The sequence below is a fragment of the Pseudomonas izuensis genome (assembly GCF_002356535.2).
Lineage (GTDB): Bacteria > Pseudomonadota > Gammaproteobacteria > Pseudomonadales > Pseudomonadaceae > Aquipseudomonas > Aquipseudomonas izuensis.
Genome location: NZ_AP017423.2, coordinates 4,368,107 through 4,381,816, shown reverse-complemented (window position 1 = coordinate 4,381,816; position 13,710 = coordinate 4,368,107). Strand labels below are relative to the sequence as shown.

Sequence of the window (13,710 nt, the reverse complement as noted above, 5' to 3'; positions counted from 1 at the left end):
GGGAGCGAGCCTGCTCGCGAAGAAGTCACCTCGATTTAGTGTGGTGCGGCGGATGAAGCTTTCGCGAGCAGGCTCGCTCCCACAGGTAAGCTTCCTTGCCACAGGTCATCATCGTTTGCGGTCAGGCACCGGCCGGGCATTGGGATTGCAACAGCGGGCTCCATTGGTCCTGATTGTCCGGGCGGCGGTAATACACCACCATGCGCCGGGCGACCTGCATCGCCATTTCACGCCCGCAATCGGCCTCGACCAGCGCCAGGGCCAGATCGATCCCGGCACTGATGCCCGCCGAGGTCCACACCGACTGTTGCTGCACGAAAATCGCCTCGCGATCGAGTTCGACCTGCGGGAACAGGCGCTCGAACACATCAGCCATCACCCAGTGGGTTGCTACGCGCAGGCCGTCGAGCAAGCCGGCCTGTGCCAGCAGGAATGTACCGCTGCACACTGACGCCATGCGTCTGGCCGTGGTTGAGGTGACGCGCAACCAGTCCACCAGCGCTGGGCTGTCGGCCATGACCTGGCGGATCTGCGGGGAGCCCGGGACGATCACTGAGTCGATCGGGCTGTCGATAAATTCACTCAGGCGCCGCGTCTCCACCACCAGGCCCTCGGCCGTCGGGACCGGTCCACCTTCCATGCTGGCCGTGTGCAGGGTGTAACCCGGCAAACCGCATTCGACCAGGCCATGGTTCGCCGCAAAAAAAACAGTCTGGGCAGCGGTCAGGTCCAGCAAGCCTATATGCGGGTAGGCCACGAACACGATGGTGCGCGGTGGTGCCTGCTCGGCGTTGGCGCGTTCAGGGGTGTAGCTCATCTCATCGATAGACACTGCTGGTACTCCAGGTCGCCGCATGGCGTCGTCAGGTGTGGGGAGGGTTATTCATCGTGTTCCAGGGTGGTCAGCGGAATCGCAAACAGGAACTGGGTGCCGACCCCCACCGTGCTGCTGACCCAGATGCGTCCGCCATGGAATTCAATGATGGAGCGGCAGATCGCCAGTCCCATACCCAGGCCGTTTTGCTTGGTGGTGAAGAATGGATCGAACAGCGACGCCAGAATGTCCTCGGCAATGCCGGTGCCGGCATCGGCGACTTCGAGCACCGCCTCGTTGTCCTGCACCAAGGTGAGAATCCGCAGGGTTCGTGGCCGGTCGTGCACGTTGGTCATGGCCTGGCAGGCATTGACGATCAGGTTGATGATCACTTGCTGTAGCTGAATCCGGTCGACTTTGACCTGGGCACCGGGAGCGCGCAGTTGCAGGTAAGGGCGCACCTGATGGTTGGAGGTGTCATGTTGCATGAGGGTCAATGAGTCACTGACGATGTCATCGAACACTTCGGTCCTGCGCTGCACGTCACTCTGGCGTGACAACGCCCTGATGCACGCGATGACTTCGGAGGCCCGGCAAGAGTTTTGAATGATCCGGTCCAGTGAGCGGCGTGCTTCTTCAAGATTCGGTTCCGCGCGATTGATCCAGCGTTTGCAGGATTCACCACTGGTGATCACGGCGGCCAGCGGTTGATTGATTTCATGGGCGATGGAGGCGGCGAGTTCACCCATGGAGGTCACCCGCGTGACGTGCGCCAGTTTTGCCTGGGAATGAAACAGCGCTTCTTCGGCCTGCCTGGCGGCGGTCACGTCCATCAAGGCGCCGACATACTCGATGCGCCCGTGAGGGTTGAACAACGGATTGGCAATCAACCGTACGTGCTTGATTCGACCGTCCGGCATCACCAGTCGATGTTCCACTTCGATCAGTTTTTCCCGAAGCGCGGCCTTTTCGAAAACACTTTCGACAATCGGCCAATCATCCGCAGGGGTGCGCGCCCTGACCAGGTCCAGCGACGGTGTGACATCCAGTGGGTACTCCAGGATGCGTGCAGACTCTTGCGACCACGACACGCTGTAATCATCGACAATCAGACCAATGCTGCCGGTGCGGCTGAGTTTTTGTGCACCTACAAAAAACGCCTCTTTGCGACGCAAGCTGTCGTTCGCCCGTTTGCTTCTCAGCGCCAGCAGGGCGATGGCGCTCAGCGCGATCACACAGCGCACGAATCCAGCGATCAGCTTCTGGTCGCGATAGCCTTCGTCGAGGATGAAGCTGGCGGTCAGGAAGGCCACGCAACTGAAGGCCACGGCAAGGAAAACAGGGACGGAAAAGATGTTGGCCGACATGAACACCAGGGTGATGTAGAGCAGTGTCGGTGCGACATCCACGTTAAGCAGGGAGTTGGTAATGAAGATCATGCTGCCCACCGCGATGGCGGCCAGCCAGGCTATGGCGTCTGATGAAAAAAGTTGCTTGCAACGTTTGATGATAGACATTTGTTTTTCCAGATTTGCTATCGAACGGCGCACCCGAGAGGCCGGGCAAACTCTTCATTACGTTTTACTTGCGCTCCTGCAAGAAAAAACGCCCGCCAAAAAAACCAGTGGCAGGCGCTTGGGAAATGTCCCGGTCCAGCAAGGAGAGGGCTGGTCGGGATACAGGCGTTGACTGCAGATCAACTGCCAAGTCCGGACAGGTCACTGCAAAAGGGGCTGCCGGATGGGGGCCCGGCAACCCCGACGGATCAGGCCACCGGGATCAGCGGGTCGGCCGCGGCCAGGGCAGCGGCACGATCAGCCGCCGGCGGATAGATCCATACCGTGTTGATCTGGGTCTTGAGTTCCTTGGCTTCGTGCTTGACCAGTTTGACCTGGCGATCCCAGCCCTCGGTGAACACCGCGCCCCAGCTGCCCAGGTCCAGGCAGGTGACGTACTTGGGCTGGCTGTAGGCAATCGGTTCCACGCCCAGCAGCTCGGCGACGACGTTGTTGCCGGCATGACGGCCCAGGCAAATCGCATGCTGGCAGGACATCGCCGCGAAGTTGCCCAGCTCATCCGTCGCGGCATAGGCCACGTCGCCGGTGGCATACACGTCGGCGTGACCGCGCACCTTCAGGTTCTGGTCGACATGCAGGCGACCCTGACGATCACGGGTACCTTGCACTTGCTCGGTCAACGGGCTGGCGCGGAAACCGACGGTCCAGATCACGGTGCTGGACTCGATGCGCTGGCCATTGGCGAGGGTGACGCCACCGGCATCGACCGAGGCGACGCTGGTACCGACAATCCACTCGATGCCCAGGTGCTCCGACGCTTCGATAATCGATGGACGAATTCCATCGCCCAAGGACGCGGCGATTTGCGGGGCGAGGTCGACCACAATCACGCGGATGTCGGCGTTCTCACCCAGCACGGCACGCAGGCGCGCCGGCATTTCGGTGGCGGTTTCGATACCGGTGAAACCACCGCCGGCCACCACTACGGTGTTGCGGGCCGCGCTGGCAGGCAAGTCTTTCAACCGGTTGATGTGGGCTTCCAGGTGCGTGGCGGATTCGATCTCGTCGACATCGAACGCGTGCTCGAGCATGCCCTCGACCGGTGGACGCATCAAGCGACTGCCGGCGGCCAGCACCAGGCGGTCGTAGCTCAGCTGGCCTTGAGCACCAGAGACCTTGGTGTAGCTGACCTGTTTGTTTTTCTCGTCGATCACCTCGGCCGAACCCTGGACGAATTTCACGCCCACGGCGTCGAACAAGTCGTTCAATGGCGCCTTCATGTTGTGCACGTTAGGCTCGTAGAAGCGCGGACGAATGCGCAATTCGGCTTGTGGAGCCAAAACGGTGATCTCGACGTCATTGCGATCATGCATGTCCAGCAGGCGAGCAGCGCTCAACGCACTCCAGACCCCACCGAACCCTGCACCAATAATCAAAATCTGTTGTTTCATTGTTATAGCTCCTGAAGAACAATCGAGGGCGTGAAAAAGATGTTTCGCAGTCAGCGCGACCGCTATGGCTCTTTGTTGCGATGTGCCTGTACAACGCTAAATAGAGAGGGTTCGGCTTGATCTGAAACAGATGTTATTCGAGGGCCTTGTTCCTGGCACTGCTACATTGGGTCATTGGCAGTATGACTAAGTGTTATCGGGCTATACCAAGGTGTTAGTTGCACGCTGTGAGCAGAGATTAGTTGTGCGGATCGAGGACTGTTTCAATACAGTCGAGCAACTTTTCGGTTGCGAAGGGTTTGGGGAAAAAAGCGACTGGCTTCAAGGTGTTGGCGTCGGGATGACGCTGTGCGTCGGGGTTTCCGGTCATGAAGATCACCGGAACATGAATGCCTCTGGCCGACAGTTCTTCATACATTTCAATGCCGTCCATTTCCGGCATTTGTATATCGGAGATCAGGCAGGACGTCACGCCAGGCCCATCGGAAAAGAGGAACTCGTGGGCGCTTGCATAAGTTCGCACCGTATATCCGCTGGAGCGCAATAAACTGTCCAGTGCCATCCTGACGGATTCATCATTATCGACGACGGCAATCATTGCCTTATTGCGCATAGTTATGTCCTGCCTGGTAGCGGAAAGCACTTAGAGGCTGTCCGCCATCCCTGCAAGATACGCCGTCCTGAATGGATGCCCAGTATACGTGGGTATAGTCACCTGATAGCCGGCTGAGCCGAGATCACCTCCGCCATGCGTACCAGATCGGCAAATGAACGAGCACCCATTTTGCGCATGGCCTGGCCGCGATGAATCTTCACGGTGATTTCGCTCAGGCCGATTTCCCCGGCAATTTGCTTGTTCATCAAGCCAGAGGCCGCCAGTGCCATCACCGTTTGTTCCCGGGCAGTCAGGGTCTGGTGGCGCGTACGCAACTGGTCGGCGTAGTGTTCGGATTCACGGCGCTGTTTGTCACGGGTGTGGGCGGCGCACACCGCGTCGATCAGGTCCTGTTCGCGGAAGGGCTTGGTCAGAAAGTCCACCGCGCCGGCTTTCATCGCCCGCACGGTCATGGCGATGTCACCGTGCCCGGTAATGAACACGATGGGCACGTTGATGCCGGCGGCGGCCAATTCGTTTTGAAAGTCCAGCCCACTGCTGCCTTGCAGTCGTACATCCAGTACCAGGCAACTGGCGGTGTCCGGGCGTGTGTATTTCATGAACTCGGCGACCGAGCCGAATAACTCGACCCGCAAGCCGATGGAGCGCAACAGACTGCCGAGGGATTCGCGCAGCGGCGCATCGTCGTCAACGATGAAAACCATGGATTCGCTTAAGGTGGTTTTATGGAGGGGATGTTGTTCGTTCATTGCTTGTTCCCAAGGGGTTGGACATGCAACCGTCCTGCGCTGTGTTCCTTGCGAAGGGCGCTACATTAAGTGCGTGCGGGGCTTGCGACACTCCTACCTGCGGGTAGCCGATCAATACCTTGGCATGCCTGCGTCATACCTTTGTATTAAATGGCTGCGGCGTAGCCCGAATCGTTGACGACCCGTATCGGCAGGGCAAACAGAAACGAGCTGCCCTGGCCGATGGTACTGGTGGCCCAGATCCGTCCTTCATGGAAATCGATGATCGAACGGCAAATGGACAGCCCCATGCCCAGACCGTTTTCCTTGGTGGTGAAGAACGGCATGAACAGCTGCGGCAGGATCTCGGCGGGAATACCCGGGCCATGATCAGTCACTTCCAGCACGGCTTCGTTGTCCTTGACCCAGGTACGAACGCTCAGGGAACGCTCGCACGGGTCCACCGCGTCCATGGCCTGGCACGCATTGATGATCAGATTGATGATCACTTGCTGCAGTTGCACGCGATCGGCACTGACCTGGCCGCCGAATGCGGTCAGCTCGATAATTGGATTGATCTTGTGATGGGCCAGTTCATAGCGGACCAGGGTCAGGGTTTCGTTGACAATCTCGTTGAGCGACTCGTTCTGGCGCAGCGGGTCACACTTGCGCGACAAGGCCCGGACGCGGCGCGTGATCTCGCTGGCGCGATGGGAATTGACAATGATTCGGTCGAGTGACAGGCGAGCTTCGATCAGTTCGGGCACCGGGCGGCTCAGCCAATTGCGGCAGGCTTCGCCACTGCTGGTGATCGCCGCCAGCGGCTGATTGACTTCATGGGCGATGGACGCCGCCAGTTCACCCAGGGACGTGATGCGGGAGACATGGGCCAATTGGGTCTGGGCCCGGCACAGCGCTTCTTCGGCCTGTTTGCTGGCGGTCACGTCGCGTAACGCGCCCAGGTAGTCAATGTAGCCGAGGTGGGTGTAGAGGGGGGTGGCGGTCAGGTGCACATGCTTGATGCGGCCATCGGGCATCAACAGGCGATGTTTGATTTCGATCAGCGGCTCATGGCGCGCAGCCTTATCGAAACCGGCCTGCACCAGCATGATGTCGGCTGGATGGGTTCGCGCCAGGATCATCGACAGCGTTGGCATGACATCTACCGGATACTCGAAGATCCGTGCCGACTGGTCCGACCAGGAGAGTCGTTCACGACCACTGCGAAAGCTCATGCAGCCTGTCTGGCTCAGTTGCTGGGAGCCGGAAAAATAAACGACTTTTTGGTGCAGGCCATCGCAGATTTTTTTGCAGCGCAACGCCAGCAACGTCATCGCTGCCAGCAACGTCAGGCCACGGAAAAAGTCCTCCGTCGATTCCCAGCGGTCAAACCCGCCGTGGTAGAAAAATACGGTCGTCAACAGCAGCATGCAGAACAGGGCGACCACGATCACCGTGCTGACCGAAACCAGGTTGATCGCCATCAACAGCACCGCAATGCACAGCGTTGCGACGGGAAGGTCGGTGCGGGTTTCGGTATTGACGATGATCCCGCAGGCCACGATCAGCCCCATCAGCCAGACCAGCAGGTTTTCAAACGGCTTGAGGCTGGTTGCGATCAAGGGGCGAGTCGTCCTTTGGCCTGAATTGAACAGCATCTTGCTCAAGCTACCTTTCAAAAATGTATGCGCGCTGCGTGTATTGGCAGGCTTGTCTGTTTTCGAATCGATCATGCGCGCCTCGTCTTTTTGTGCGGGCTGGGCGGAGAATCGCATCGCTATGCTAGGAGCTACGGTTCTCATTCGGTTAGGACAAAAAACCCGAAAAACCTGCCACTCCCCTGACTCGGTCAAGCGCTCGAAAGCATGCACAAGTCATTTATTGCATTGGCTTTTTTGCTCCGTCGCTATACCCAGGTATCACCATGCGCACCTAACGCATGATCGTGCTGTCCCCATGTACGACAGACGTTTGTCATCGACGGCCATAACCTGTTCACGAACTTTCGAACTCAATGGCCTCGTGCCGGGTAGCGAACCTCATGAACAGAAATGACCTGCGTCGTGCCGACATCAACCTGCTGGTGGTTTTCGAGACGATGATGCATGAGCGAAATGTCAGCCGTGTCGGCGAAAAGCTGTTCCTCGGTCAACCCACCATCAGCGGTGCCCTGAGTCGATTGCGCGTGCTGTTCGATGACCCGCTGTTCATTCGTGCCGGACGGGTGATGGAGCCGACCGCGCGGGCCGAAGAGATTTTCGCCAACCTGGCACCGGCGCTGGACGGCATTGCCGCTGCGCTGAGCCGTTGCCAGCCGTTCGACCCGCGCACCAGCGAGACGACGTTTCACGTCGGGCTTTCCGATGATGTTGAATATGCGTTGCTGCCACGGCTATTACGGCACCTGCGCGTCGAGGCGCCGAACATCACCTTGATCGTGTTGCGTGTCGATCAGCAGCAGATGTCGCAGCGGTTGATGAACGGTGATATTTCCGTGGGCATCAGCCATACCCTCGACTTGCCGGCCAATGCACATCGCAAGGGCTTGCGGCCGATCCGGCCGATGCTGTTGCGAGCCGATATCCGGCCCGGCGCTCTGGGGCTGGAAGAGTTCTGCCGACGCCCCCACGCGGTAGTGTCGTCCATGGGCAATGCCACGGATGACACCGACCACGCGCTGGGCCGGCTGGGGCGGCAGCGCAAAGTCGTGCTGACCGTGCCGCAGTTCAGTGCCTTGCCGATGTTGCTGGCGCAAAGCGACCTGCTGGCAATCGTACCGGACTACGTGGCCAAGGCCATGACGTCAGTGGAGGGCGTGAGGGCCGAGCCGGCACCGTTGCCATTGCCGACACCGGAGTTGTCGATGGTCTGGCGCGCAGCGACGCACAGCGATTGCGGGCAACGCTGGCTGCGCTCAAGGTGCAGTGCGTTTTTCTGTGAGCCGGTCGAGTTGCAGATGGTGCCGAAGTCTCGACCGGCCTTGCACAACGATCAGGCTTTGCTGGCGGCCAGGTAAGCGCCCAGGCGCTTGCCCATTTCCTCGCCCAGGGCCTGCAAGCCACTCATGGGCCGGACCATCACCTCGAAATCGACGATTTTCCCCTGTTCGTTGAAGCGGATCATGTCGATGCCCTTGAGCTGTTTCTCGCCGACCCTGGCGCTGAATTCGAGGATGACATTCAGGCCTTCGGCGCTCGCCAGTTCACGGTGGTAGGTAAAGTCTTCGAACACCTTGGATACCGTGTTGAGAATCATCGAAACCACCGGGGCACCGGGATACGGCGTATGCGCCATCGGTGAGCGGAACACGGCTTGTGGGTCCAGCAACCCTGGCAAGGCCTTCAGGTCGCCGGTGCGGATCATCGCGTGCCACAGGCTCAAGGACTCTGCGGCTTTGGGGTGCAGTTGCAGTTCAGACATGGTCAACTCCTGTTTTTTGTTGTTGTTCAAAGCGTGCCTGACGGGGTTCTTCCCAGGTGCCGGGCGATGACCTGCGCGGCGTCGCCTGCCCAGGCGCTGTAGATCGCCGGCCCCGGATGGAAACCGTCTGGCGCCATCGCACCGGCCACGGGTGCCAGGTGGGTCGTCAACAGCGTACAGCGATCCGTGCGATCTGCCAGTTCAGCGAGGCGCCCGTTAAATCGCGTCGCCCGGTTTCCCAGGTACCAACGCAGCGGTTGAGGCAATGCGGGAAATAAATGCATCGGTGGCAGAGGGGAGATGACGATCAGCCTGACGCCGAACTTGTCGGACAGTATCGCCAGCAACTGCTGTTGCCGGGTGACCCACTGATCCGCCGTCAGCGTACCGGTGACGTCATTGACGCCGATGGACAGCAGCGCCACATCGAAGGGCTCCGGCCCGTGCTGTTCGAGCAGTTCCAGCAAGGCTTGCGAATCAAGACCGGACCGCCCCCAGAGCTTCCAGCCAACCTGATACGCCCTGGCCAGGCGACTGACCACCTGACCGCTCAGGGCTTGCGCCTGCGTCGACGCCCCGACACCCGCCGCGGCGCTGTCGCCGAGAATCAACAGACGCAGAGGCTCGCCATCGCCGGCCAGGCCTTCGCGCTCACCCTCGGCCTCCGGCAATTTCGGCGTGATCCGGCGGGTGTAGGCGCCTTGCATCAGCAATAGGGGGCCGAGCATGATTTTGGCCAGGGCTTCGGTTTTGCTCATGTCAGGGGGTCCTGAGAGGGTGCCTTAGACTCGCTTAAAAAGCGTGCATGAAACAGTCCTGAATCCGCTGTAATGCTGTTCATCAGGAATGGAAATGGGGTGGTATATCCATTACCCAGGGGGGCGCTGGCGCGATTCCCTGTAGGAGCTGGCTTGCCTGCGAAGGCATCCGATCAGAAATATGTTGACTGACCCACCGCTTTCGCTGGCAAGCCAGCTCCTACAGAGGATCGTGCATCCAACCAAACCAGGTCAGCCGGTAAACTCTGGAGACTGCTAAAAACGGGCAACAAAAAAACCGGCTGATCAGGCCGGTTTTTTTGTGGGGGACTGCGGTAGGGCAGTTGGGTTTATGCGACGCGGTTGCCTTGCAGGTGGTCGGAACCATCGGCAGCGACGCGGTTGCCTTGCAGGTGGTCGGAGCCATCGGCGGCGACGCGGTCGCCTTGCAGGTGATCGGAACCATCGGCAGCGACGCGGTTGCCTTGCAAGTGGTCGGAGCCATCGGCAGCGACGCGGTTGCCTTGCAGGTGGTCGGAGCCATCGGCGGCGACGCGGTTACCTTGCAAGTGATCGGCGCCATCAGCCGCCACAGCGCGTTTTTCGAGCAGGCGATCAGAACCGCCCTCAGCCACACGGCTTTCAATCAGACGATCCGAGCCGCCTTCAGCGACTACAGGTTGAGCCGAGGTCGCAGCGAAAGCGTTCACGGCGAAGATCGAGAAAGCGATGCTGAGGAGGGTTTGGCGTTTCATGATCGTGTGCTCCAGGGTGTTGTCGGTGGGTATGGAGCTGATGTTACGCCGCACAGCTTTTAAGAGAACTTCATTGAGTCAATGGTAACTATTGATGCAGTCAATGACCCGGAGAAACCTGTGGGAGCGAGCCTGCTCGCGAAAGCGGTCTGCCTGTCACCCTCAATGTTGATTGATAAATCGCCTTCGCGAGCAAGCTTTGCTCCTACAGGGCTGCGCAAACGCCCGGGCGAATTGAAACGCCTACAGCAGGCGGCATACGGCGCTACTTGAACAGTTCGGAATGACTTCCAAGATCCACAAATGTAAGCAGGTCGAAACGTGTGTGTTCATAAATCAGCAGGAAGTCACCGCCGATGTGACACTCTCGAAATCCAGCCCAATCCCCCGTCAATGCATGATCCAGCTACTCGGCTGGCAATGGCTCCCCCAGAAAAAGCATCACCATCACCTGGCGAACTTCATTCATGTCACGGCGCCCGGAGCGTTTGTAACGTTCCCACGATTTCTTGAATTCCGAGGTCTGTGCGCATTGTTTGGGCAGCTCAGCGCGTTTTTGCTTTTTCTCCGGTTTCGCCATCAACATCCCCCAGCATTTCGTCTATCGAGTCGAACCGCTGACGAATATTTTTTGCTTCCATCATGGCGCGGGCCGTTTTCTCCGAAGGAACGCGTACCTCAAACGGAAGTCCCTGAGTCGCTACCACCTGACGAAGAAAAAGGCGCATGGCATCACTGATGCTCAGGCCACAAGCACTCAAAACTTCAGTGGCACGCGCTTTCAAATCCTCATCGATGCGGCAACGCACGTCTGTAGTTTTTAGTAGTGCACCCATGGTTATCACCTCATTGTTAATTTGTAGCTACATTGGCGCTACCTCGATCATTCTGGTTGAGTGGGGGCTTTTGGGTCAACTTCAGCTTGATGGGCGGTTCGAGAACGGGACTGGTAGCTGAGTTTCTCGTCCGGTATTTCAATGGTTAAAGCACGCCATGAATATCAGCCCGATCCTTATCGTATTTGGGAAGCGTCCTGACTCAATGCAGGAAATGGCGGGTAAAAATGGGCTTCATTTAAACGCCTACGAAAAAAGCCCGGCTGATCAGGCCGGGCTTTGGAATATGGAGCAGATATTGCGCCGCACAGTTTTCAAGAGAGCTGTGAGCCGCTCTGCGTAAGAGCGAAGCTTGCTCGCGAATGCGGTGGGTCAGTCACCATCAATGCTGAATAGTGCGCCGCCTTCGCGAGCAAGCTTTGCTCCTACAGGTCCCGGTGTTTGTCCCTTCATTGATCGGTGACGCACAGCTCCCCGGTCGCCCGGATCAACGCCTGGCCATGCAGGGCATCCTTGATCAGGCCGGAGCGTTGTTCGGCCAGCCAGTTGGGGCATTCCGGGTCGATGCGATAGGGCACGAAGTCGGCGTATTGCTGCAACAGACGGGTCTGCAATTCATCCAGTTTTGGCCGCAGTTGAGTGAGGTCGGGTCGAGGCAGGTCGGGCGCCTTGTGCGCCGCTTGCCATTGCGCGATCAAGCCGTACTGCACCAATTTGTTGGCTTCGATCTGTGCGGCGATCAGTTCGGCGGCGTCATCCGGGTCCAGGCTGCGCTCGACGGCCTGCTTCCTGGCGTTGGCGATCACCAACGCTTCCCGGGCGCTATCCTGAATCGGTTTACCACTGTCCCATTTGGTCAGCGCCACCTGATCGGCGATGTTCAGGCGCTCATTGATGGTGGCCAGCAATGGCCGCAAGGAATCGGGCGCCGTGGAAGGGGCCGCGTGGGCGACGCTGGTGAGTGAACAGGCAACCAGTAAAGCGGGTAGCGTGCAAGTCAGCAGTTGCGACAAGCGTGAGCAGTGGAACATAAGCAAACCTCTTGGGCATGGGATGCGCATCACGCAATGTGTAACACAGCCGAATCCGATGAACGATAGTTCAACAGGCTCTTTCGCACAGGCCTGGCTTTGGTGCAGGCTGCGACTTTGTCGTTTTTACCCAGGGAGGCGTAGATGGAAGACAGGTATGAAGTTGCAGTGTTGGGCATGGGGGCAATGGGCGCCGCCACCCTGTATCAATTGGCCAAGGCCGGGGTCAAGGCGATCGGCATTGACCGCCATCATCCCCCGCACGATCAGGGTTCAAGCCACGGTGATACGCGGATCACCCGGCTCTCGGTGGGCGAAGGCGCGGCGTACCTGCCTATTGTCCGCAACTCGCACCGGATCTGGCGCGAGCTCGAAGTGTTGTCCGGCGAGTCGTTGTTCGAACAGTGCGGCGTGCTGGTCATGACCTCCAGTGCCGATTATGACCCGAACGATCAAAGCGATTTCACCCAGCGCACCCTGCAACTGGCAAAAGCCAATGGCATCGAACATGAGGTGTTGTCAGCCGAGCAGATTCGCCAGCGCTTCCCGCAGTTTTCCCCGGTACTCGACACGGCTGTCGGGTATTTCGAACCCAGCGGCGGCTACGTCCGGCCGGAGCGCTGCATCGCGGTGCAATTGCAACTTGCCGAGGCGCGTGGCGCCACGCTGCTCAAGGGCGAAACCGTCACGCAGATCACCTCGCACGAGCAGGGCGTCACCGTCATCACCGACCAGCGCACGATCCACGCCGACAAGGTGGTGATCAGCGCCGGCATGTGGTCCAGGGACTTGCTTGGTGAACCCTTCGACCGCTTGCTCCGGGTCTGTCGGCAGAAGCTGTTCTGGTTCGAACTGGAAGAAGGCGCCCGTTTCGCCCCGGTGTCGCCGACCTTCATCTACTACCACGGCTCAGGCGACGAGGCCTCGAACTATGGTTTTCCGCCGTTGCCTGGCGAGGGCAGCCTGAAGGTCGCCACCGAGCAATACAGCGAAGAATCCTCGCCAGACACGCTGGACAGAACCATCAGCACAGCCGAAGCCCGGGACATGTACGACAGCCACGTGCGTGGCAAAATCGCCGGCGTCAGCGCGCGGTTGGTCAAGTCGGCGGTGTGTGCCTACACCGTCACCCCGGACAGCCACTTCATCATCGACGAACACCCGACCCTCAAACACACGCTGGTGGTGTCCGCCTGCTCGGGGCACGGCTTCAAACATTCCGCGGCATTGGGTGAGGCACTGGCGCAGTGGTGCGTGCAGGGCAGCAGTGAGCTGGACTTGTCGGCGTTCTCACTAAAACGCTTTGACGGGTTACTGGATTGATCGGTCGATTCATCCAGCGGCGAGCAAACGCTCAACCTGCGCCAGCTCCCAGGTACTGAGCAAACCCACCGGGTCGGTGCCGTAGCGCTGCCCGCCATCGAACACCCGGCCGTCCGGGCTCTGGCAATTCAGGCAGTGGCGCAGGTGCACACCGTCCACATCAAGGGTCAGGCGCCAGCCTTCGATGTCGACATGTACCGGGCCGGCTTCAGGCTGCTCTTCGAGGCGCTTGAGTGGGCGAAGGCCCAGGGCGGCGTCGCGCAATGACTGGTAAACCTCGCGGGCGGTCAGGGGCGGCACAGGTGTCTCCGGTGTGTTTGCGGGGGGACAGGATAGATGAAGGGCTGACCGATGTTGAGCACGAAAAAGCCCGGCTGATCAGGCCGGTGCAATATTCGGCCTACACTCATCCACGGACGCTGCAATCCCGGCGGCCACGGGATTCGATGACGACGCACGGG

At 59.3% G+C, this 13,710-nt stretch carries 17 protein-coding genes; 4 read left to right on the top strand and 13 right to left on the bottom strand.

The window, feature by feature from the left end:
* Nucleotides 1-121 precede the first annotated feature (121 nt).
* Together LAB08_RS19315 and LAB08_RS19310 are read right to left on the bottom strand one after the other, a co-directional pair.
* Nucleotides 122-832, bottom strand: coding sequence for an AraC family transcriptional regulator (locus LAB08_RS19315; protein ID WP_254007478.1), 711 nt, complete (start codon nucleotides 830-832; stop codon nucleotides 122-124).
* A 47-nt stretch (nucleotides 833-879) separates the two neighbouring features.
* Nucleotides 880-2,253: a sensor histidine kinase gene (locus tag LAB08_RS19310; protein ID WP_254007477.1), complete on the bottom strand. Its 1,374-nt coding sequence runs from the start codon at nucleotides 2,251-2,253 to the stop codon at nucleotides 880-882.
* Here LAB08_RS19310 and LAB08_RS19305 point away from each other — a divergent pair.
* Complete coding sequence (locus LAB08_RS19305) at nucleotides 2,243-2,503, top strand: hypothetical protein (protein ID WP_172901562.1); 261 nt, start codon at nucleotides 2,243-2,245, stop codon at nucleotides 2,501-2,503. The two genes, LAB08_RS19310 and LAB08_RS19305, sit on opposite strands and share 11 nt — an antisense overlap.
* Nucleotides 2,504-2,579: 76 nt before the next feature.
* Here the strand turns inward: LAB08_RS19305 and LAB08_RS19300 are convergent, their stop codons facing one another.
* The 4 genes from LAB08_RS19300 to LAB08_RS19285 form a co-directional block, all read right to left on the bottom strand.
* Nucleotides 2,580-3,782, bottom strand: coding sequence for an NAD(P)/FAD-dependent oxidoreductase (locus tag LAB08_RS19300; RefSeq protein ID WP_096510193.1), 1,203 nt, complete (start codon nucleotides 3,780-3,782; stop codon nucleotides 2,580-2,582).
* A 238-nt stretch (nucleotides 3,783-4,020) separates the two neighbouring features.
* Nucleotides 4,021-4,395: a response regulator transcription factor gene (locus LAB08_RS19295; protein WP_096510194.1), complete on the bottom strand. Its 375-nt coding sequence runs from the start codon at nucleotides 4,393-4,395 to the stop codon at nucleotides 4,021-4,023.
* Nucleotides 4,396-4,493: 98 nt separating this feature from the next.
* A complete protein-coding gene (locus LAB08_RS19290; protein ID WP_096510195.1) occupies nucleotides 4,494-5,147 on the bottom strand; it encodes a response regulator transcription factor in 654 nt (217 codons plus the stop codon).
* Between the two features lie 146 nt (nucleotides 5,148-5,293).
* Nucleotides 5,294-6,748: a sensor histidine kinase gene (locus tag LAB08_RS19285; protein WP_367115771.1), complete on the bottom strand. Its 1,455-nt coding sequence runs from the start codon at nucleotides 6,746-6,748 to the stop codon at nucleotides 5,294-5,296.
* A 419-nt stretch (nucleotides 6,749-7,167) separates the two neighbouring features.
* Between LAB08_RS19285 and LAB08_RS19280 the strand changes: the two genes are divergently transcribed.
* Nucleotides 7,168-8,142 (top strand): LysR family transcriptional regulator, encoded by a 975-nt coding sequence (locus LAB08_RS19280; RefSeq protein WP_096510196.1) that lies wholly within the window; start codon nucleotides 7,168-7,170, stop codon nucleotides 8,140-8,142.
* On the opposite strand, the gene LAB08_RS19275 is transcribed toward LAB08_RS19280, so the two are convergent.
* The 5 genes from LAB08_RS19275 to LAB08_RS19255 all read right to left on the bottom strand — a co-directional run bounded on the left by LAB08_RS19275 (nucleotide 8,118) and on the right by LAB08_RS19255 (nucleotide 10,895).
* Entirely contained in the window at nucleotides 8,118-8,546 is a 429-nt protein-coding gene (locus LAB08_RS19275) for a nuclear transport factor 2 family protein (protein ID WP_096510197.1), read from the bottom strand. The genes LAB08_RS19280 and LAB08_RS19275 overlap by 25 nt on opposite strands.
* Nucleotides 8,547-8,572: 26 nt before the next feature.
* Complete coding sequence (locus LAB08_RS19270; protein ID WP_096510198.1) at nucleotides 8,573-9,304, bottom strand: SGNH/GDSL hydrolase family protein; 732 nt, start codon at nucleotides 9,302-9,304, stop codon at nucleotides 8,573-8,575.
* Nucleotides 9,305-9,654: 350 nt separating this feature from the next.
* Nucleotides 9,655-10,059 carry a hypothetical protein gene (locus tag LAB08_RS19265; protein WP_217910631.1) on the bottom strand — a complete coding sequence of 135 codons (405 nt, stop codon included), beginning with the start codon at nucleotides 10,057-10,059 and terminating at the stop codon, nucleotides 9,655-9,657.
* A 265-nt stretch (nucleotides 10,060-10,324) separates the two neighbouring features.
* On the bottom strand, nucleotides 10,325-10,465 hold the full coding sequence (locus LAB08_RS30420; RefSeq protein WP_367115912.1) for a type II toxin-antitoxin system YafQ family toxin: 141 nt from the start codon (nucleotides 10,463-10,465) through the stop codon (nucleotides 10,325-10,327).
* 139 nt (nucleotides 10,466-10,604) lie between these two features.
* Nucleotides 10,605-10,895 carry a type II toxin-antitoxin system RelB/DinJ family antitoxin gene (locus tag LAB08_RS19255; protein ID WP_096510200.1) on the bottom strand — a complete coding sequence of 97 codons (291 nt, stop codon included), beginning with the start codon at nucleotides 10,893-10,895 and terminating at the stop codon, nucleotides 10,605-10,607.
* A gap of 157 nt (nucleotides 10,896-11,052) precedes the next feature.
* On the opposite strand from LAB08_RS19255, the gene LAB08_RS19250 reads away from it, so the two are divergent.
* On the top strand, nucleotides 11,053-11,238 hold the full coding sequence (locus LAB08_RS19250) for a hypothetical protein (RefSeq protein ID WP_096510201.1): 186 nt from the start codon (nucleotides 11,053-11,055) through the stop codon (nucleotides 11,236-11,238).
* Between the two features lie 106 nt (nucleotides 11,239-11,344).
* Here LAB08_RS19250 and LAB08_RS19245 read toward each other — a convergent pair whose 3' ends face one another.
* Nucleotides 11,345-11,926 (bottom strand): chorismate mutase, encoded by a 582-nt coding sequence (locus tag LAB08_RS19245; protein ID WP_096510202.1) that lies wholly within the window; start codon nucleotides 11,924-11,926, stop codon nucleotides 11,345-11,347.
* A 144-nt stretch (nucleotides 11,927-12,070) separates the two neighbouring features.
* Between LAB08_RS19245 and solA the strand changes: the two genes are divergently transcribed.
* Entirely contained in the window at nucleotides 12,071-13,249 is a 1,179-nt protein-coding gene (gene solA, locus LAB08_RS19240; RefSeq protein WP_096510203.1) for an N-methyl-L-tryptophan oxidase, read from the top strand.
* Between the two features lie 9 nt (nucleotides 13,250-13,258).
* Here the strand turns inward: solA and LAB08_RS19235 are convergent, their stop codons facing one another.
* Nucleotides 13,259-13,549 (bottom strand): DUF7693 family protein, encoded by a 291-nt coding sequence (locus tag LAB08_RS19235; protein ID WP_096510204.1) that lies wholly within the window; start codon nucleotides 13,547-13,549, stop codon nucleotides 13,259-13,261.
* Nucleotides 13,550-13,710 lie beyond the last annotated feature (161 nt).

What these genes read in the sequence shown, in the direction of transcription:
- LAB08_RS19305 (WP_172901562.1), top strand. Translation starts at nt 2,243, where the DNA reads ATGAAGATCATGCTGCCCACCGCGATGGCGGCCAGCCAGGCTATGGCG.
- LAB08_RS19310 (WP_254007477.1), bottom strand. Translation starts at nt 2,253, where the DNA reads ATGATCTTCATTACCAACTCCCTGCTTAACGTGGATGTCGCACCGACA.
- LAB08_RS19300 (WP_096510193.1), bottom strand. Translation starts at nt 3,782, where the DNA reads ATGAAACAACAGATTTTGATTATTGGTGCAGGGTTCGGTGGGGTCTGG.
- LAB08_RS19295 (WP_096510194.1), bottom strand. Translation starts at nt 4,395, where the DNA reads ATGCGCAATAAGGCAATGATTGCCGTCGTCGATAATGATGAATCCGTC.
- LAB08_RS19290 (WP_096510195.1), bottom strand. Translation starts at nt 5,147, where the DNA reads ATGAACGAACAACATCCCCTCCATAAAACCACCTTAAGCGAATCCATG.
- LAB08_RS19280 (WP_096510196.1), top strand. Translation starts at nt 7,168, where the DNA reads ATGAACAGAAATGACCTGCGTCGTGCCGACATCAACCTGCTGGTGGTT.
- LAB08_RS19275 (WP_096510197.1), bottom strand. Translation starts at nt 8,546, where the DNA reads ATGTCTGAACTGCAACTGCACCCCAAAGCCGCAGAGTCCTTGAGCCTG.
- LAB08_RS19270 (WP_096510198.1), bottom strand. Translation starts at nt 9,304, where the DNA reads ATGAGCAAAACCGAAGCCCTGGCCAAAATCATGCTCGGCCCCCTATTG.
- LAB08_RS19265 (WP_217910631.1), bottom strand. Translation starts at nt 10,059, where the DNA reads ATGAAACGCCAAACCCTCCTCAGCATCGCTTTCTCGATCTTCGCCGTG.
- LAB08_RS19255 (WP_096510200.1), bottom strand. Translation starts at nt 10,895, where the DNA reads ATGGGTGCACTACTAAAAACTACAGACGTGCGTTGCCGCATCGATGAG.
- LAB08_RS19250 (WP_096510201.1), top strand. Translation starts at nt 11,053, where the DNA reads ATGAATATCAGCCCGATCCTTATCGTATTTGGGAAGCGTCCTGACTCA.
- LAB08_RS19245 (WP_096510202.1), bottom strand. Translation starts at nt 11,926, where the DNA reads ATGTTCCACTGCTCACGCTTGTCGCAACTGCTGACTTGCACGCTACCC.
- solA (WP_096510203.1), top strand. Translation starts at nt 12,071, where the DNA reads ATGGAAGACAGGTATGAAGTTGCAGTGTTGGGCATGGGGGCAATGGGC.